The 20506-nt window shown below is 47.7% G+C and carries 12 protein-coding genes; 5 read left to right on the top strand and 7 right to left on the bottom strand.

Going from position 1 to position 20506, the window contains the following annotated elements; genetic code table 11:
- Nucleotides 1–22 precede the first annotated feature (22 nt).
- Both DF182_RS16800 and DF182_RS16795 read right to left on the bottom strand, forming a co-directional pair.
- Nucleotides 23–2182, bottom strand: a complete 2160-nt coding sequence (locus DF182_RS16800; RefSeq protein ID WP_211327154.1) for an alpha-galactosidase — start codon at nucleotides 2180–2182, stop codon at nucleotides 23–25.
- Between the two features lie 26 nt (nucleotides 2183–2208).
- Nucleotides 2209–3999: an alpha-L-fucosidase gene (locus DF182_RS16795; protein WP_245957475.1), complete on the bottom strand. Its 1791-nt coding sequence runs from the start codon at nucleotides 3997–3999 to the stop codon at nucleotides 2209–2211.
- A 1813-nt stretch (nucleotides 4000–5812) separates the two neighbouring features.
- Here DF182_RS16795 and DF182_RS16790 point away from each other — a divergent pair.
- From DF182_RS16790 to DF182_RS16775, 4 genes are all read left to right on the top strand, one after another.
- On the top strand, nucleotides 5813–6385 hold the full coding sequence (locus DF182_RS16790) for a TetR/AcrR family transcriptional regulator (protein ID WP_147243456.1): 573 nt from the start codon (nucleotides 5813–5815) through the stop codon (nucleotides 6383–6385).
- 50 nt (nucleotides 6386–6435) lie between these two features.
- Nucleotides 6436–6873, top strand: coding sequence for a universal stress protein (locus DF182_RS16785; protein WP_113617010.1), 438 nt, complete (start codon nucleotides 6436–6438; stop codon nucleotides 6871–6873).
- Nucleotides 6874–7203: 330 nt separating this feature from the next.
- A complete protein-coding gene (locus DF182_RS16780; protein ID WP_113617009.1) occupies nucleotides 7204–9789 on the top strand; it encodes a phosphatidylglycerol lysyltransferase domain-containing protein in 2586 nt (861 codons plus the stop codon).
- 217 nt (nucleotides 9790–10006) lie between these two features.
- Nucleotides 10007–10540, top strand: coding sequence for an AcvB/VirJ family lysyl-phosphatidylglycerol hydrolase (locus DF182_RS16775; protein ID WP_161964165.1), 534 nt, complete (start codon nucleotides 10007–10009; stop codon nucleotides 10538–10540).
- On the opposite strand, the gene DF182_RS16770 is transcribed toward DF182_RS16775, so the two are convergent.
- From DF182_RS16770 to DF182_RS16750, 5 genes are all read right to left on the bottom strand, one after another.
- Nucleotides 10523–10855, bottom strand: a complete 333-nt coding sequence (locus DF182_RS16770; protein ID WP_161964164.1) for a LytTR family DNA-binding domain-containing protein — start codon at nucleotides 10853–10855, stop codon at nucleotides 10523–10525. The genes DF182_RS16775 and DF182_RS16770 overlap by 18 nt on opposite strands.
- Nucleotides 10856–11310: 455 nt before the next feature.
- Nucleotides 11311–11589: an HTH domain-containing protein gene (locus tag DF182_RS16765; RefSeq protein ID WP_113617006.1), complete on the bottom strand. Its 279-nt coding sequence runs from the start codon at nucleotides 11587–11589 to the stop codon at nucleotides 11311–11313.
- 222 nt (nucleotides 11590–11811) lie between these two features.
- On the bottom strand, nucleotides 11812–13170 hold the full coding sequence (locus DF182_RS16760) for a peroxiredoxin family protein (protein ID WP_113617005.1): 1359 nt from the start codon (nucleotides 13168–13170) through the stop codon (nucleotides 11812–11814).
- 367 nt (nucleotides 13171–13537) lie between these two features.
- Nucleotides 13538–15730: a DUF5916 domain-containing protein gene (locus DF182_RS16755; protein ID WP_245957474.1), complete on the bottom strand. Its 2193-nt coding sequence runs from the start codon at nucleotides 15728–15730 to the stop codon at nucleotides 13538–13540.
- A gap of 201 nt (nucleotides 15731–15931) precedes the next feature.
- Complete coding sequence (locus DF182_RS16750) at nucleotides 15932–18541, bottom strand: family 20 glycosylhydrolase (protein WP_245957473.1); 2610 nt, start codon at nucleotides 18539–18541, stop codon at nucleotides 15932–15934.
- Nucleotides 18542–18817: 276 nt separating this feature from the next.
- Here DF182_RS16750 and DF182_RS16745 point away from each other — a divergent pair, with 276 nt between their 5' ends.
- Entirely contained in the window at nucleotides 18818–20422 is a 1605-nt protein-coding gene (locus tag DF182_RS16745; protein WP_113617003.1) for an FMN-binding glutamate synthase family protein, read from the top strand.
- Nucleotides 20423–20506: the final 84 nt, after the last annotated feature.

Here is a 20506-nt window from a genome sequence, read left to right as displayed (position 1 = left end):
ATAATTATGCGGTAAAAAAGGATTACTCCGCCACCAGCCAGGTGTATCCCGATGCCGGGATGGTCACTTTAACATGGGCGGTATAGTTACGGTCAAGGATATACGATAATGGACGACCTTCTTTCTCCCGGATGCTGACCTTGTTGACAAGTCCGCTGTAATACAATGGCAGCGCTATTTCCCGGGTAACAGGCTGCGTTGTGGGATTATACAACATTACCATGGCCTTCTGTTTCAGCACCGGACTTACATGCATGATCCCGTCCCAATCGCGGCCATCCGCGCGGCGCAGATGGATCACATCCGTATTGAGGATATCGCGATATTTTTTGTACCAGCTGATCACCTGTTGCACCAACCGCTGCGTGCTAACGTCGTCGTATAAACGCGGACCACGGTAACAGGCCTGTACGCCGGCACCATAATATTGCATCATCAGTTGCTCGTAAGCATCCAGATGGTCTTTCAGCGGCTCCAGTGTAGCCGCGGCTCCGCCGCCCTGGTATTCGCTAAGCGGCACAAAACCCCAGCTCATGGAAGGCGTTTTTTCCCAGGTACCATCAAAAATATTCTGACGGTTCAGGATCAGCTGTTCGGCGCGGGGTAAGGAGAAATTGACTTCACGGTAGCCCAGCGCAATCTTGTTGGTACCATCCATGAAATACCAGTCAGGTGCGTTGATGTATACGCCTCGCTGATTCAGGAAATGATACAATCCTTTCTGCAGCTGTATCTGTTTCCATTGAGAATCGTCTTTACCAGCATGTCCGGGATGAGTGGTGGAAGCGCATACATCGCCGGGATAAGGGCCGTCGTTTTCGAAAATATCGAAGCCGGTAGCGGTGATGAAGCGTTTTAATTTAGCCAGATAACCGAGGCCCCATTTGCTGCCCAGGCAGGGCGCATTCCCGAAGAAAGCACCACCCGGTTTACCGGTGGCCGGGTTGATCACATCATCTTCATCACTGATACGCCTGCTCGAAAAGAGGGAATAACCACCCAGCAGCACCTTTTTATTATGTGCGTAATCGGCCAGGGCTTTGAACTTTGTTATGTTGGCTTCACTGGTATCTTCCATGTTCAGCCCGCTGCCAAAGCTCAGGATCACCCCTTCATAGCCGGTGGCGGCACACTGGTCAATGATATTTTTCACTTTTACCGGATCGGTGCTGACCAGGTGCATGAAGATGGGATTTTCTGTTGACCAGGGCGCAATTGTACGGTACATGCGGCGTTTGGCCAGCCCGTTGCGTTCCCTGTCGTAACCATCCAGTAACAACTCATAGGTGCGGATAGATTCAAAATGTTCTCCGGCAGCCAGTGTTATACCCACCGGCACTTTAGGATGTACTTCCAGCAGACAGGGCGTTTGCAGGTCATAGTTTACCTGCGAAGTATAGCTGCTGTCTGTTTTCCAATGGGTCGTCTGATCGCTCAGTCTGGCAGTCATCGAGTTATTGAAAGTGTAATTGCTTTCCACATATATCCCGTGCGGGGTCCGGATCTTGTCGGGCTCGCCCACTACGGTCGATTCTTCTTCCGGTGTGGCCAGAATTTCGTTGACAACCTGATCGAGTTTCAGCGTTTGTGCGGCAGCGTTAGTAATCTCCAGCCATTTGGCCAGCAACGGGATACCATCAAACAGTTCGTAGTGGACTTTTACGGTGACACCTTGTAACTCAGGCGTCTGTGCACGATAGGTGAAGATCAGTGCTTTACCGGTAGGCAGCTGAGGATTGGAACACCAGCCTTTGGGTTTCCAGTTCAGCACCGGTTTAATTTCAGTCAGCTGATGGCCAACATATATAAAATCTGTTTTACCAGACTGCAGGCTGTCCAGCCAAACGGGCAACAGGTAAGCATGTTGTCGCTGGCCGCCGGCGCCGCCGATTTGATAGTCATGTCCATTGATGGTGATTCTGGCTTCCGGTTTCACGGAACGGAGTAGCTGTTCTCCGCTGGTCAGGTTACGGAAATCGGTACAGATCACGTTGGGGGCTACACGAAAACTACGACTCAGCAAACCATTGCTCAGTACAATTTCTTTCCCTTTTTCCGTAACAGTGGCCGCATAACCTTTGGAGTCTATGAGCCAGTCACGGGCCGGTGGTTTGGTCTGGGCCACTGCCAGCGTGGAATACAGCGCTGCAGATAGCAGCCATAATGGTTTCATTTGTTTCATTGTCACCATGCGTTAAAGAGGTATACTTATTTTACTGGTTGCAATATGATCTTCCGGAGGCGAAACAGCTCCTTTGTATTGCCTGATACAGGTTTCACTGTCAGGTTGTGTTTACCGGGCTTATCTACATGCAGGATACCGATGGCATGCTGGATAAACATAAAAGGTTTATGGCTGTCGTATGCGCCGGTAAACAGTGTCAGGAAGGGCAGTTGCTGTCCAGTGAGTGTTACCACTCCTTGCTGTGAAGCAGCAGACTGGTCGCAGGCGTAGTCGAGTATGATCTTGTAATCGCCAGCCTCCTGGATGTCGAGTGGGAACACCAGCGCATCTTCCGGATTTTTCATATCATAGGCGCAGTTGTCATGTTTCCAGTCACCGAAATAATGCGAATAGGTAAACAGTTTGTTTTTAGCGGCACCGTTGTAAACAGCCCATATGGAAGGAATGTCTGCCTGTGGGTACTGATTGCTGACAGTTTGTGTGCGCAGCTGCGACAGATCAGTCTGTGCGCCACTGTATTCCATTACCAACACTGTATTACGTGTATCCGGCAACGTTACAGGCAGTTGTATAGTTGTTTCATCCGCACCTTGTGTAAAGGCCAGTGTTTTATTGCTACCGAGGATTTTTACTGATTTTACTCTAGCATTGACACCGGGCACACGGAGTTGTCTGTTAGCCGGGGCTTCCCATACATGCAAAAACAGTTTTCCTGGTTTGCTGGTCGTAACACCCCAGGGCTGGGCTGGTATCAGGCCATAGGTAGTGCCATAGATACTTTCTCCGTACTGTTGCAGCCATTTACCGGTGGCTTTCAGGTATTCGACAGAATATGCCGGCCATTTACCGTCTCCATCCGGACCTACATTCAGCATCAGGTTACCACCCTTTGATGCCGCAGTAGATAACAGATGAATGATTTCTGCGGGAGATTTGAAATTGAGGTCATGTTGAATATACCCCCAGGAATCGTTGTGTGTATAGATACATTCCCAGGCGCCGGAGATGGGCACTGGTGGCATTTCAGAGTCACCGAAATCGCGGTAGTCACCCAGGCCATGGCCTACCCTGCTGCTGAAGAGGCAGTTGGGTTGCAACAAACGCAGACTGTCTATCATCTGTCTGGTTTGTTCAGGCGTAAGGCCTCCGGGCATATCAAACCATATGAGGCCCAGCGGACCGTAGTTGGTTAGCAGTTCTTTCAGTTGCGGAATAGACTTACTACGATAGTATTGCTGATAGTCTTTGTCTTTTAGTTTGAAATCCCAGGTGTTGCCGCCTCCGTTGGGTTCATGCCAGTCGAGAAACTGGGAGTAATAAAACCCGAATTGTATGTCTTTATTACGACAGGCTGTGGCCAATGCTTTCATCGGATCCTTTCCATACGGTGACGCATCTACGATATCGAAGTCGGTCACTTTGGAATCAAACATGCTGAAGCCTTCATGATGTTTGGCTGTGATCACCATGTATTTAATACCGGCTTCTTTAGCAGTCTGAGCCCATTGATCAGCATCAAAACCTTGCGGGTTGAAGGTTTCAGCAACCTGGGCATACTTATCAGCAGGTGCTTTAGCGCGGTTCATCAACCATTCTCCGCTGCCGTAGTAGCTGCTGTCGTTCCAGCGGCCGCCTAATTTGGAATAAAGTCCCCAGTGGATAAAGAGTCCGAATTTAGCTTCAGTAAACCATTTCAGGCCGGGATGCGTGTTGTTGTTATTCCCCGATTTTGTCCACATGTCGGGCATATCCTGTGCGGAAAGGCCATGGCAGAGGTATACCATGCATAATAGCAATACAATTCTGTTCTTCATAACGCCGGATTTTTTATAGCACCGGGGAAAAAATATACATAAGCGGCGGCATCTGCAAGCGGCTGGAAAATGCTATCAGGGAAAGGGAAAATGATACAAGTAAAGCCAGCGGTGATGGCTATACGCTTATATTAACGAACGGTTAACCAATAATACAGAATGTAATTTCTATCTTCGATACAGGAAGTTAATCGGTTGCATAGCGACATGATAATTTCCAAACACTAGCATAATCTTATTCAAGATATTAGTAGGCTTCAACTTTGATTTATTACATCTGTCAGTAACTTTTTTATTTCTGCAGATGACATGTGAATGTTTTTTTAAGCCCTTGCTGTTTCAGCAAGGGCATTTTTTTTACAGGGGATGATGAGTGTGATGGATGCGATATGATAGCAGGGGTAAATTTGATATCAGATATTTATTCTACAAAGTTTGTTAGGTATATGCTCCGGTACACTCAGTTAGTGTATGCCCGCTCCTATAGCCTGGGGTAAAACCGCGTCAAAAAGCGCCACTAATGATCGAAGTATCCTCACCATGGAATGGTGCTGCCAGTATGCCATAGCCTGTTTTCTTTCGTTTTTTGATTTTATTAGGTGGCTGCTTTGTCTTGCGGCGTTTTCCTATCATTTATTTTTTGTGCATGTTTGTTTTTTGCTGCTGTGTTTCTGCAGTGGAGGCGGAGCTGTGGATGTCCGATATGCCGTCTGTTTATCTGTTTCTCTCGTTTTAAGTGTGGATTATTTACTTTTTTGATTGACCAGCTCTTTCAAATTTTAAAGTGTCGATATCACGCTTCTATTTTCGTCAACAAAAATACTTTTTTGGGGTCATGCTCTATTCCTTGCTGGCAGGGCTTTTCGCTGCGTAAATTTTGGATTTGTGGATATCATTTTCCGAACGGTATTGTATTTCACGATAAAAAACTGTTATTCACAACATATGGCCTTCGCGCCAGCAGAGCGTTTCATTAGTTATTCACACCTCATGTGGATATCGCGTGTGGATTGATGTGGATAACTGTGGAAAAATACCTCGACTTTCAAAACACTTACCAGTAAAGGATTTCAGGTCATTTTACCGGTCTTAAAATTTGTTAATCCGACCCCATTTAGATTCTGTTAACTAAACCAGTATGGATTGCCAGTAATATTACGGTACTAACACTGCGTTACGAAAAATAGTAACAAATGAAATGCATACATCTAACAAATATCTCAGCTAAACCCCAATCGGCTTGTCCAGGCCAGTTGGATTTTTTTAATCAATGGTTGACTAATTTAAACATGCTGTTTAAACCAGGCTACCACCAAAGCCTGATTTAATCAACAACTAATACCCCCGTGGTATAAACTACGGGGGTTTATCAGAATGGGTTGGCACTATCCTCGGAAAATCCTTCTGTTTAATCATACCCGGGGCCTTCCCGGCCCAGACTCAAAACTTACTCCTGCAAAACCCATCCCCAACATATTTCACCTCAGATCCTTCTGCTATTTTGAAGCCCCTTTCATTTACACCATACCAGCAGGAAGGTAAAAGAGCCTTTCATTCATACCTTACCACCAAACGTAAGGGTGGAAGCTGAACACTAAATCCGGAGCCCTTCATTCACACCTTACCACCAAATGTAAAGGCGGGGTTGAACACTAATCCGGTAACACTTTACACCGGCTCATTCTCTCTAACAATCCAGCCACCAAAGCGTTCTCCGCTCTCATTTATCCGGCAATATCTCTCCTGCCGGAAGTACGACAAAGAGATGACACTTATCATTTTTGGTGAATAATTATTCACTTATATTTGTAGTGTGAAATTGAAAGACGATAAGAAGTATGCCCGGATTTTCAGGGCCGTGCTCAAGCTGGTGGCTAAAAAGGGGTTAGCCGGCATGACCATGGGTGACATCTCCAAAGAGGCCGGTATTGCCACCGGTACTTTGTATGTATATTTCAGCAGTAAAGATGAGCTCATCAATGCCCTCTTCGCTGCCTGCCGCGAAAACTCCGTTACCATCTCCTTCAAGGGATACAATGCGCAGCAGCCGTTTAAGCCTGCATTCCGGAATATCTGGATGAACATACTCCGTTACCGCCTGCAGAACTTTGAGGAATTCATTTTCCTGGAACAATGCTATCACTCCCCTTATATCACCGCAGCTACACGCGAAAAAGCCAGACAGCTGACCGAACCGTTCTACGCGCTGATCACCAGGGGACAATCAGAACAACTGATCAAAAACATTGAAACAGATTTACTGGCCACATTTATCATCGGCAGTATGAATGAGCTGGTTAAACAAATCCATTACAGCGGCATAGCCCTCACCAGATCAAGGATAAACCACACCTTCGACCTGTGCTGGGATGCTATCAGGGCCTGATCGCCCATCGGTTTTAAAATGAATAATTATTCACAATAAATTCACCGCATATGTCAGAAATATTGATCGCAGTTGACCTGGGGCCCTTCTCCAAAAGTGTTATCCACACAGGCGTGGAACTGGCCGGCAAAATGAACACTTCCGTAACATTGTTTACCGTGATCGAAATCGGCATCGGCCTGGGCCTTCCAGAAGCCGGTCCCGTATTTACCGATGATATCCAGGGCAGAATCAAAGAAGCAGAAGACATCCTGCAGACATACAAAAACAACTACCCTGATGCTAATATCAATATTCAGGTAACAGCTGGCAACCCGAAAAATGAAACCCTTGATCAGGCTCACAACGGCCATACCTCCATCCTCGTTGTTGGCACTCACGGCCGCACCGGTCTCAATCACATGCTGGTAGGCAGCACCGCCGAATACATTATTCGCCATGCCTGTATACCTGTACTCGTTGTTCCTTACAACAAAGAAGATCATTAAACAAACACTCAACAATCATAAAAAACAACTACAACGGCCCTGTCTGTTGTTTATCCCGGCTCTCAACAGCCGGGATTTTTTTTATCTCTTTTATTGAAAACCATACCCGACAAACACATACACAGCCTCATCCGAAACCTCCATATCTCATCAGCATTGGCTTTCCCCTCACATTCCGCAATGAAAACGGCCAGATTATACATACGAAAAAAATCACATTAATTGATTTCATACAATATTAAAATCCGCTTAAACTCGTACTCATTCAAGTTCTGCACAGCCTGATGGCTTAACTTTGTGCGTTAACTAAATCTCAAGTTACCATTTACCATGCCTCTTGAAAAAAAGATCCTGTCTGCGGCTTTTTTGCGGAAACTCCACTGGAAGGAGTTATTAGCATTGTTGTTTATACTGTTAGCCATCTATTTCTTTCGTTCACAACGTCATGAATTATCCTCTCTGGTACCTGCCATTGAAAAGGCAGACCGGGTATGGGTATTTATTGGTATTGCTGTAACAGGTATATACATTTTGTTACAGGCACTCATGTATGTGTTCAGTTTCCGTGCGATAGGCTCCAGGCTGAGCACCTACCTGAGCACTGAACTTTTTCTGAAACGTAACCTGCTTTCCGTATTTCTGCCTGCCGGCGGCGTCAGCTCCCTGGCTTACGTGCCACAGAGTTTGCGGCGTGCACAGCTGCACAAACAACAGATACACCAGGCATCCGGTATTTATGGATTTGTAGGAATCCTCTCTGTATTTCTGGCAGGTATACCGGTAGTGATGTATGCCATGCTGCATACCGGCAGTATGAAAGACGCCGGCTGGGGCCTGGCAGCGATCTGTGTATTGCTGGCTGCTGTCGTGTGGATGGTTCATTCCATGCAAAAACGGGGAAAAGCCTATCAGTTGCTGATAAAATATTTTCCAGCCACTGCCCATAAGGTAGATGAAATCTTCACCTTTCAATTGTCTGTGCCTTCCTTTACGTATACCGTGCTGGCATCGGTGCTGATTGAAGTGACCGGTGTGGCCCATCTGTACCTCAGTATGCTGGCAGCAGGAGTGGCCCCTTCGCTGGAAGCTGCCTGTGTAGGATATATTGTGGCCACTATCTTCCTGATCATCTCTCCGTTTCTGCGGGGCCTCGGCGCCATTGAGCTTTCACTGGCGTATCTGCTCAGCAATTACGGTTACTCCACGCTGGAAGCGCTGGAGATCACGCTGCTGTTCCGTTTGTTTGAATTCTGGCTGCCACTGGCGGCCGGTATGGTGGCTTTCGCGCTGAAAGGCCGGGACCTGGCGCTGCGACTGCTGCCGCCTATCCTGATCTTTTTACTGGGGATGGTCAATATTTTCTCAGTCCTCACTCCTCCGCTGGCCTACCGTATGCATCTGTTGCGGGCTTATATACCTGGTACTTCTATCCATGCCTCCAACCTGCTGGTGGTATTTTCCGGGCTGATATTGCTGGTAACGGCCACCTTCCTTTTCAGGGGACTGCGTAGTGCCTGGATCGTAGCATTGTCGGTATCCCTGATATCCATCTTTGGACACATGGGTAAAGCACTCGACTATGAAGAGGCATCACTGGCGCTGATCACCAGTATATTGTTGCTGGTCACTGCCAGACATTACCGGGTGAAAAGCAACCGGCAGCTGGTGAATATCGGAGTCGTCACGGCGGTGGCCACTTTCCTGCTGGTATTGATATTTGGTACCATCGGTTTTTATTTCCTGAATGTGCGGCATTTTGGTATTGACTTCACCTGGCAGCAGTCCCTCCGGCATGCCTTCCACTGTTTTATGCTGCTGGAAGATGATGGGCTACGCCCCGGGACCCGTTTTGCACGGGAGTTCATGTCGGCCATCCGTGTGCTGGGCGTCAGCTCCTGGGCCTTTCTGTTTTATACCATTATCCGTCCATACCTTCAGGTGGCCAAGCCTACTAATACTTCGCTGGAAAAAGCGAAGTTTTACCTGAGCCAGTATGGCGATTCTCCCATGGATTATTTCAAAGTAGGACAAGATAAGATCCTGTACGTATCTGATACGTATGAAGGTTTTATTGCCTACCGGGTAGCCAGTAGCTTTGCTATTGTGCTGGAAGAACCGGTTTGCAGTGAAGACAATAAACTGATGCTGCTCGAGGAATTTGAGCAACAATGCCGGAAGATGGGCCTGCGCCCCGCTTTTTACCGGGTAGATGAAGACAGCACCTATTATTTCAGTCAGCTGAAGAAGAAAAAAATGCTGATTGGTCAGGAAGCCATTATGGACATCCGTGATTTCACCCTTAGTGGCAAAGACAAAAAATCGTTGCGTAATGCGCTCAACAGCCTGGCCAACAAAGGATATGTGACCACTCTCCACCCGGCCCCTCAATCAGCGGCCATGCTGGCAGAGCTGAAACAGGTAAGCGATGAATGGCTGGAACAGTATGAGGTAAAGGAGATGACCTTCTCACAGGGCCTGTTTGATGCTACCGCCATGCGGGAGCAAGACATGATCACCGTTACAGATGCCGAAGGCAAAATAGTGGCGTTCCTGAATATTATTCCCGACTATACACCGGGAGAATGTACCTACGATCTTATCCGTAAGCGCACCAATGCGCCCGGCGGTGTGATGGACGCACTGATCATCGCATTGATACAAGATGCGCAGCAGAAAGAGCTGCAATACCTCAATCTCGGCATGGTGCCGATGTCGGGTATCAGTCAGCCGGAAAACACTGCTGAAAAAATGGTGAAGTATGCTTATGAGAAACTGCGTTTCTTCCGGCATTACCAGGGCCTAAGGGAATTCAAGGATAAATATGCCACCGTGTGGACCAACAAATACCTGATTTACGAACATGACTTTGACCTGCTTCAACTGCCTGCGGCGCTGAGCAAGGTGATGCAGCCTTAGTGCGGAACAGATTTTGTTTAAGAAGAGGAAGATATATTTGCATATGCTAACCAGAGATTTAATACATACAGGTAGGTTTTTGCTGATAGGAATGTTGTTTTTCTCAACTGTTGGGTTGCGGGCACAGTCCAGCGTAAATAATTTACCGGTACAGGCTAAGGCCCCGGCACCTGGCACTACAGCCCCGTTGATATTGTATATAACGGGCGACGGAGGTATGAAGAAATTTTCGGCCAATATGATTGAGGCATTCCGTCAGCACAACTACCCGGTGGTGGCGCTGAATGCGTTGAAATATTTCTGGAACAAAAAAACGCCGCAGCAGGCGGCAGCCGATGTTGCAGAGCTGATCCGGTATTACCAGTCAGCCTGGAATATCAACAACGGGGTGGTGCTGATTGGGTATTCCATGGGCGCCGATGTGTTGCCCTTTATCTACAATCACCTGCCTGCCGGTATAGAATCGGAGGTTACCCAGATCATCTTTCTTTCTCCTTCCCGTTTTACTGATATGGAGGTGCATATCTCTGATATGCTGGGCAGATCTGGCAATAAGGGGATGAATGTAACGGCGGAGATGAACAGGATCGCCAATAAGCCGGTACTGCTGGTTTTTGGGTCAGAAGAGAAGGATTTCAACATGGCAGACCTCACCCTGCAGCATTATAAAAAGCTGGTGTTGCCGGGCGGGCATAATTACGATGAAGATGCCAATGGGGTGGCCGGTAAGATCTTATCGGCTATCCGCTGAGTAGCCGGCCATTCCGGCAGCCAGGGCCAGGAGCGCCTGACGGGTCACCGGTATTTTGACGGAGCCAATCATCACATGGTCTTCCCCCAGTTGGGTGATATGCCGGTAAGACACTACAAACCATTGGTGAACCCGCTGGAAGGTAGTGAGGGGGAGTCTGGACATGATCCAGTCCAGTGTTTCCAGAGTAGCCAGGTGATATCCTTTCATATGTAACAGGATGTGATCGTTCATTACTTCGAGGTATTGTAATTCATCATACCGGATTTTTTCGTGCCGATCACCACACCGGAGTATAAAGTAATCATTTTGCATAGTCATCAGTTTCTCATTGCAGATTATAAATGTGAATGTATTTAAAGTGGATAACGCGCTGTTCTTTATGGCAGTTTAAAAAAGCAGGTGACTGGAGAGAAACCTGCGTGTAATCTAAAATCTAATCTAAACCGCGTTATAAAAAAAGTCGTTTTATGTGATCCCCTCCGGGTAAAGGTGTATTCCCGGAGTGCAGGTGTATTTCAGTGAGGGTAAATATGGGGGGAATAAAGAAGGATTTTGTTAACCACTTGTAAACATTTAAAGAATAATAAAAAAATGGACAGGGCAGGTATGTGGTACATACATTCCCTATCCATTTTAATGAATGTAACAAAAGATTCTGTACGGGTCGGCGTTGAGGCCGGCCAGGGTAAAATCTTAGGCCCGCAGGGGGCAGCTGAGGCGCAGTGACAGCTTCCCGGTTTCCCGGCAGGCAGGTCAGGCGCGGACTTTTACCAGAGATTAATCAGGAGGAGCATCATTACTGTACCCACGGTGACTAGGTTCTTAGAGAACCGGATGTTGAAACCACCTTTTTCTGAGTAGTAATAACTTTCTTTGTACCGGTCGTACTCAATGGGAGCACCTAACTCCTTCATCATTTTGAGGAATTCATAGAGTGTTCGTTCGGAAATACGAAGCCGCTTGGCTAGTTGAGCGGGTTTACCGGTCCCTTTGATCCTGATGAGGTAATCAATGGTTTGTAGTCGATCAAAATAACGCTTTGGCATGTGGCATAGAGGGGCTTAACGGTTATTAATTGAATTTACGATAATGTTCAGGATTAAACCAAGATTCCCATATATATATTTTATTGTAAATATTAGTAATCTGATTTAAACGGGTTTCTCAAAAAAATCGGCTGCGGGTCAATGGCGTTCATGCGGTTGTTCTGCGCACTTTTTATTAACGTAAAGAAAGGTAAATTATTGGATATAAGGACTGAAAGATGTCTACTGCAATAATGCCGCATAGATAATATCGGCAAGTGCTGCGCCGTGATCGGCAGTGGGGTCTGGTGGCCGGGTAGCATAGATGTTACCATTCCTGCCTATCACAATCAGACCGGGATACTGACTGATATTGTATTGTTCGAGTATCCCCGCAGTCTGGCCACCAGCCTGCAATTGCACGCCAGGGTATTTGCGCGGGGCTCCATTGTTGCAACAGATATGTACAAATACTACATCATCTTTATTAAAGCAGGCATTGATTTCAGCGAGTGAGGGCAACAACTGGTCACTATCATCATAAAAATGCAGGAGCACTACCTTTCCTGTAAAATAATTCAGACTGATATTATGTCCACTGCTGTCGGGGAACGTGAAGGGAGGCGCAGGCGCACCTTTGCTGAGGCCTTTCTTTAATTTGTCGTATTTGGTAGCGATAGCCTGCCTGCATGCTGCATGCTGAACCAGCGTCAGATAATCTTCCGCACATCGTGCCAGCTCTTCCGGCTGCCCGCCGGCAGCAAGGCTTTGCAGCAGATGATGAGCCAACAGCTTATCCCGCATCACTCCTGTGTAATGTGTTTTTATCCATTCATAGATATCGCGCTCTGTACACTGACTATGCCGTTGCATAAAGTAGTCGGCTTCCGCCTTCTGCAACAGGTAATTTAAATACCGGACAGCCACCGCCGTAGTATCCGAAGGTATGATCGCCGGTAATGCAGGCCTGATCATCTGTTGGTATAGTGTTGCTTGCTGAGCAGTTGCATTACTGTCCTGCGGAATACGCCATAAACAACTCACCAGCTTACCCGCCGTTTCTCCCAGCACATTCGCCCGAACTACCGCATATACAGCCGGAGGTAAACTATCGCGATAAACTTTCAGCATTCTTTCTGCAACCCGCAACTGCTCACGGTGCCAGGCAGCCCTGGATACCGCGTCTTCACCCACAGGCACGGGAATACGCTCCTGTACATGCCTGGCAAGATATTGTACCCGGCAGGCCAGCGCACCACGCCCGGTAAACACCATCGTATCTTCCTCAAAAGATAACTGTACACTATCCCCCGCACGAAGCATCCCGTAAAAATTGCCGGCACTCCCCGCATCTACATACACAAAACCCTCCCTCACCTGGTCTGCAGACAACCGGAAACAAAAAGTATCCTGCTGTAACGGCGCTTCTTCAGTCACCGCCTGCGATACACCCGGCTCACTCCACCAGGATACAGATACCTGCTCGCCATTATGCCCCTTCACCCTTCCGGAGACTACTGTGTAACCCTGTGCAGTCACTGCCTCCACCATCATCAGGAATCCTATTGAAAACCAAAGTGTCAGTTTTAAGGGATGTTGCATACTAGACAATTTTAAGGGGCAAAAAAAATCCCCACAGTAAAAACCGCAGGGGGTTGTATTCACAACGATAGTAAATGAAAACTCTGATGTTTTGAGCTGTTCTAGTTTTTTTAGGATGCGGCCATTGTGTTTTTACGAATCACAATGATAGAAGGAATTACGAATAGAAATGTTAACGAGATCTAAACATCTGCTTATTAACAAATCTTCAGACAGACTGAAAGGCAACAAAAAAGACCGGGTGTGCCCCGAAAACGGCGCACACCCGAAATAAGCTGTCAGAGGCAAGCCGGCTATGGAAAATAGGACGACTAAATATTTCAATCAAAACAAGCCGTCACGAAACCGGCTATGGGAAATAGGATAACTAAATATTAAACCAATACACCAGCTTCAGCACCAGCGCCCTGTTTTTAACATGCAGCGGCTCCGGAAGATAGTTGTCGGTATACACAATAAAGAGATCGGAAGCCGGCCGGTAACGCCACTGGAAGCGGGTATTCAGGTTCATATTCTTCTGCTGTTCATTATACTGCATAAAACCGGTGAAAAACAGGGTATTCGTCATCGTCACGTCCAGCCGGGGCCCCACGAGCCAGAAAGAGGTATTGCCCCAGGGCTGAGGGAGCTGGATATGATTGTAATTGGCAGTCAATGCAATACTCACATAAGGCTGGAAACGGTACCCCAGCTCGGCATTGGTCATCAGCCGCGTCCCCCCTTCGTAATAGCCCCCATAACGGGCAGAAAAAGCATAGGTAAAAAGGCGCTGAGGCTTCGATACATAGTCTGCCCCCACCGTATTCCAGTTATGCCGCGTACCGGTCTGTAAACTGTCTTTACCCGTATTCGTAGGATCAAATGGATTCAACAACCGGATATAAGTGTTGGAACCCCATACATTCAGCGTATTCCGCTGCCGGAAAACGATCCCATAGGTGAACATCGTTTCGTTATCAGTACGGTTAAAACGTTCATCCATAAACCAGGTAGTATTCAACTGAGGCCCATGGCTCAACACCGCACCCGACTGCGGGAAAAACAGACGGGTCACCTGTGGCATCAACTTGATGTATCCCTGCCGGGGCACATACCCCACTTCAGCATTATAGTTCCGGCCCACATATTCGTGCTGCCAGCTTACATTCCACACTTTGCTGGTATACTGGAGATTGGCCGCATGGGCAAAGTCATGGCCCGTTTTACCAGGACTATACGATTTAAGCAGCATCGCCTTACCCGTCCAGAAATTATTGGACGAAGCCAGGTTATACTCCAGGCCCATATTACGGTTGTACCGTGAATACACCGGCAGGTCCACCACTTTGGAAGGATCGTAATTCAATGATTCCTTATTGATAAAAATAAAGCCCACATTAGACCTCGCAAACACTCTCCGCTGCAGGGCCGCCACCGTGAAATTCTGCGCAGGCAAGCCTATTTCCTCCTTCCTCCCCGTTTGCATGTTCATCACACCCAGCCTCCAATCCTTATTCAGCTTACCACTCAACCGCGCCCCAAAATGAATAGGTGTTCCCAACCCGATACGCCGGGAGAAAAAGGGCCGGATATTAGCATAACCGAAGTTGGACAGCTGATCCCCGTTTTCCAGGAAAAACTGCCGTTTCTCAGGGAAGAACAACTCAAAACGGTCCAGGTTAGTCACCTGTTTATCCACATCCACCTGCGAGAAATCAGGGTTTACTGTAAGGTCCAGATTGAGGGAGGAAGTCACCGCTACCTTGGCATCCAGGCCCACATCCCTGCGGAATTTGGCGGGCGTGCCCTTATCATAGTCTTTGGCAATACCACCCAACAAATACGGTATCAGGGAAATATTAGGTCCTGCTGCCGGCGGCACCGTGTCCCAGTCGAGGCTACCGGTATACGCCAACGATGCTGTGGCAAACTGCCGTGGCACCGGCGCCCAGGCCGATTTTTCCGTTGTCTTCAGATCATTACGGCTGAAGTTAATACCCCAGTGGGTGATCCCCTTCTTATAACGGATCGTCTTAAACGGAATAGCTGCCTCAAAAACCCATTTGTCATCATAATTTTTAACAACAGAAGTCCATTTGTTATCCCAGCTCAGATCTACCTTACCCCCATCATACATAAGGCCGTCCCATTGCGCTCCCGCAGCATTGGCACCAAAAGAAAAACCATTGGTCTGGTCATCAAAAGGGTCCATAAAAAGCAGGAAGTTATCGTTCTTCAGAAAAGCAAAGTCCCGCCGCAACGATTCCACCATGTAAGGCCCATCGCCCAGTTTGTAGTTTTCCACCAGCAGATAAATATGTTGCTGATCATAGGTCATCCTTACAGCTGTCCGCACGTTAGCAGCACTGGTATCCATCGGCAACACCATCTTAAAGTTGGTGGCTACCTCGGCATCTTTCCAGGCCTGTTCATCAATTACACCATCAATCTTTACAGGTGAAGTTGCCTTTCTTATCTTCAGATGATAAGATTCATTTTTCTTTTGTTGCTGAGCCATCACAGTAACCGATACAGGTATGCTTAACAGGCAGCAGCACAATAAACGTGGAATTGTATGCACTGTCAGAAATTAAAAGGGTCAGAGAAACAAAATACAACGGTGATTTTTATGATGGGGGTGATTTATATGATGAGGGTATTTTACATGATGAACGGAGATTGAGCGGTGATGATTGAGGGGGAGATTGCGGAGGAATAAAAAAGAGCGTCCCCATTGATGTGGTGTCAATGGGGACGCTCTTTTATTTTATGCAGTATGTAACTAGTTCTTATTGTTGAGTAGCTGCGTAGTAGGCTGCGGCACTTTTACTGTGGTAGTTCGGCTACTGCGGCCACGGGTGTTGAATACGCGGAACTTTACAATTTTTCCACCTGCTTTGACAGGTCCTGTATACACCGGACTTTTTATCGTAGGTTCTTCACCGTTAGTAGTGTATCGGATGACCATTCCCGGCATCTGCACATTGGCGCTTACTACACCTTCCTCAACAGAAGTGCCGGCTGTGGGGATACGCCAGTTATAACCACCGTTGTAATAGTCGAGGCGTGGCATTTCACGTTTGCCCAATACATTGGTGAACACGCTCCAGGCTTGGGCATACATGGCATCTGATTTAGCAGTGTCTTTTTCAGTAGCCCATGCCGGATCCTGTGCCCAGGCACGTTCTGCCAGTCCGAGTAACTTAGGCAGCATCATATATTCCATACGATCGGAAGTGGTAACGGTTTCGCTCCACAACAAACCTTGTATACCGCGGATATTGGACTGTCCGAAACCAGTGAGACGGTCTTTGCCAACAAACATAGCAGGCGTCACCGGATTGCCTCTTCCATCCACTTTTGAATTCCTGTAGTAATCGAAAGGAATGAAGTAGAAAGGTTTATCCACATCTACAAAACCACCCCAGTAAAAACCTGGTTCATCGAATGATTTCATAGCGGCCATATCAAAGTAGAAGTTGCTCACACCGGAGAGGATCACCTTGTAACCCGCATTGGCCAGGCGATAGGAAAGATCTTCCTGACCACCACCAATAACATTGTTCCACACGTTCAGCTGGAAATTATCGTTAGCGAAATCGGGATTCGGTATACTGGACACTTCTCCGTCGAGGGTGGTTTTACGCATACCGGTTTCTTCCCAGCCAGCCAGCTCCATACCACGGGCTTTCAGCAGGTCATTCACCTTACGATAAAAATAATACCACAGGTCGTTTACATTTTTCACGCTCTTATCCTGTTGCATCAGCGCCAGGCAGGCAGGTGATTTTTCAAATACACCGTGTGGCACTTCATCGCCGCCCATATGCACGGCTGGCAGTGGCGCACCGGCTTCTTTATACATCGCCTGCAGCTCTTCTACTACCTTATCGAGGAAACGATAGGTAGAAGGCAGGGCGACGTTCATCACGTTGTCATTCCAATTTTGTACAGAACGGTACTGGGATTTATCTTCCAGGTCCGTCAGCAGATATTCATTGGCTTCCTTGTCTTTACCGGCTGCTTTCAGGCGATAGTAACGGGCTTCCATAGATTTCACCGCTGCACGGGCGTGGCCGGGCGTTTCTATCTCCGGCAATACGCGTATATGCCTTTCCGTTGCATAACGCAGTACTTCGATAAAATCGTTGCGGGTGAGGTAACCGGTACCGGCAGCATTGCTGGTATCGGGGCCGGAGCCATAGGAAGGCGGCAGCATGTTTTTCCAGTCAGTGCTGTGGCCGCGTTTGGCGCCTACCTGCGTCAGTTCGGGCAGGGAAGGTATTTCAACGCGCCATCCTTCATCATCGCTGAAGTGGTAGTGCAGCACATTCAGTTTGTACAAGGCCATTACATCGAGGATACGGAACAGATCACGTTTGCTGTGATAGTTACGGGCAACATCGATCATAAAGGCGCGGTAGTTGAAGCGGGGATAATCTTTCACCTGCACAGCCGGTATGCTGATAGATTTCTGCACACCGGACCATGCCGCAGGTGTTATCAGGGATTTCAGGGACTGTATACCATAAAAAGCGCCTTCGTCGCTGCCGGCAGTAATGATGATGCCTTCAGGTGTTACCTGCAGCGTATAGGCGTTAGCAGCCAGGTTATTGTCGAGGCGAAAAGCAACTGTCTTTTTACCCGGACTACGTTTACCCAGCAACGTTATCATTTCTTTTTCCAGAAACTTACCACTGGCTTCCAGTGCAGGATCTGCGGTGATCACCGGAGGAGCGTCCAGCAGCAGGTTTCCGCCGGAGTTGGTAACCGATACCGGCGTAGGAAAAATCGGAGGCAGCTGTGCAGCAGGAATATCCTTAATGGCTGCATTCTGTTTAAATATATCCGTTGGCGTTACTACGGCAGTTTTATCACCGGGATAACGCATCAGTTGTTTGGCGGTAGTAGAAGGGCGGATGCTGTAGTCTTTAATAGGCACGCCGGTTTCTTTCTGATCGTCCCATACGATGTACAGGCCGGAGGGTGCATCGGTAAAGTTAACAGCCCAGGCATCACCTACGATGCCCAGTTTCAGGGAATCTCCGGGAGCTATACCGGCAAAATTTTCTGCTGGTGTAAGACGAAACAGATCACCGTTGACATGTTCTACTTTCACATTGCCTGGCAGTACACCGGCTTTCACCATACGCACAAAGTTGAAATACAGTTCCCAGCCTTTGTTGGGAAAAGGTTTATCACTGTTGTTGACAAAGGTGAACGTCGACAGAAAATTGGCTTTGCCCTGATGGTTGTTTTCAACTACTTCCCAGCTGGTTTTTAAACGCGAAGGATCAAATGGAGCTGATTTCCTGGCCTGGGCAAACACGGTAGTGCTGGTGAGCAACAACCCCGTTGTCATGAGTTTCCCTAAAAACTTATGCCTGATCATGGTTTTGATTAAATTAGAAATAACGATATAATGAAATGCTACAATGGCAATTAAATACAGGCGGATGGTGAAAAATGGCAATTATCCCGGTCGTGTCTACCACCATCAATAGAATCCGTGTAATATAAAACGTATAATGCACATATGCAAATAAGCGTATTCTGCGCCCCTGTTGGGGAACAATACAAATTATTCTGTTGTTAAGGAATACTGATGGTGGATATCTCCTGTGGATAATTTTTTTAACTTAGTGATATAACGATTAAATGATTCATTATGGCAAAAGGGTTTATTGGATTTTCGATTACAAGCCTGTTTATCATTATCGGTCTTGGTGTGTTTTTCCCATGGGTTTACTGGTTGCTTATTCTTGTCTTGCCTGTTATTGTAATGGGCATACTGGATATGCGACAAACCAAACATGCCATTATCCGTAATTACCCGGTAGTAGGACGGATGCGTTACTGGATGGAAGCGCTGCGGCCCAAGATCTATCAGTATTTTGTAGAAAGTGATATTGATGGAAGCCCGGTTAACCGTGTAGACCGCTCCACCATCTACCAGCGTGCCAAAAGGGAGCTTGACACCCAGCCCTTTGGTACTCAGTTCAACGTATATGCGGAAGGGTATGAATGGATGGCGCATTCCATTCAGCCACGTGATTTTGAATCTATGAACAAAGACCCGCGGGTGACCATTGGAGGCAAAGATTGTCTGCAGCCCTATGCAGCCAGCATCTTTAACGTAAGCGCCATGAGTTATGGCTCTCTCAGCTCCAATGCCGTAGAAGCCTTAAACGGCGGCGCAAAGATCGGCAACTTCGCCCATAACACCGGCGAAGGCGGTATCAGCGACTTCCACCTGAAACAAGGTGGTGACATTATCTGGCAGATTGGTACCGGTTATTTTGGTTGCCGTGATGAAGAAGGTAATTTCTCTGACCAACTTTTTGCAGAAAAAACGGCCCTGCCCCAGATAAAAATGATCGAGCTAAAACTCTCGCAGGGCGCCAAACCAGGCCATGGCGGCATTCTTCCGGCTGCTAAAAACACCCCTGAAATTGCAGCCATCCGTCATGTAAAACCTTATACTACAGTTTACTCCCCTCCTTACCATAAAGCGTTTAACAGTCCCCGTGAGATGATGTTGTTCATCAAACGGCTGCGCGATCTGAGCAATGGCAAACCGATAGGGTTTAAGCTGTGTATCGGCCAGCAGCGGGAGTTTTATGCTATCTGCAAAGCGATGATGGAAACCGGTATCTACCCTGATTTCATCACGGTAGATGGTGGAGAAGGCGGTACCGGCGCAGCACCACCGGAGTTTTCCAATTCTGTAGGTATGCCACTGATGGACGCACTGGCTTTTGTACACGACACTCTAACGGGCTTCCATATACGTCATCAGATAAAGATCATCGCATCCGGGAAAATACTGACCGGCTTTCACCTGCTGCGTGCGCTGGCACTGGGAGCAGACACCTGTAACAGTGCACGTGCCATGATGATGGCCATCGGCTGTATCCAGGCATTGCAGTGTAATACCAACAAATGTCCTACCGGCGTAGCCACACAGGACAAATGGCTGGCCGCCGGCCTCGTAGTGGACGACAAAAAACACAGAGTAGCCAACTACCACCGCGATACCATCGAGAGTGCAATAGAACTCACCGCCGCCATCGGACTGCCGGAACCACATCATATCACCCGACGCCATATTTTCCGCCGGGTGTTTATGAATCAGATACGCACCTTTGAAGATATCTACCCCAGCACTCCTGCCGGCTATTTGCTGGATGGGCAAATGCCGCTCGCACTGAAAGATGAACTGCAGGCGATGACGATAGACAGCTGGTCTCCCAGGGCTGAAGCCCTGGGCTAAAATAGATTTGGGACTTGGGCTATAGGCATATGATGAAAAAATACTGACGCCAAATAGCGATGAACCGAAGCTAGCCCAGGGCTT

The sequence above is a fragment of the Chitinophaga flava genome (assembly GCF_003308995.1).
In the GTDB taxonomy this organism is placed as follows: Bacteria; Bacteroidota; Bacteroidia; order Chitinophagales; family Chitinophagaceae; genus Chitinophaga; species Chitinophaga flava.
This window is presented reverse-complemented; position numbering and strand designations above follow the sequence as displayed.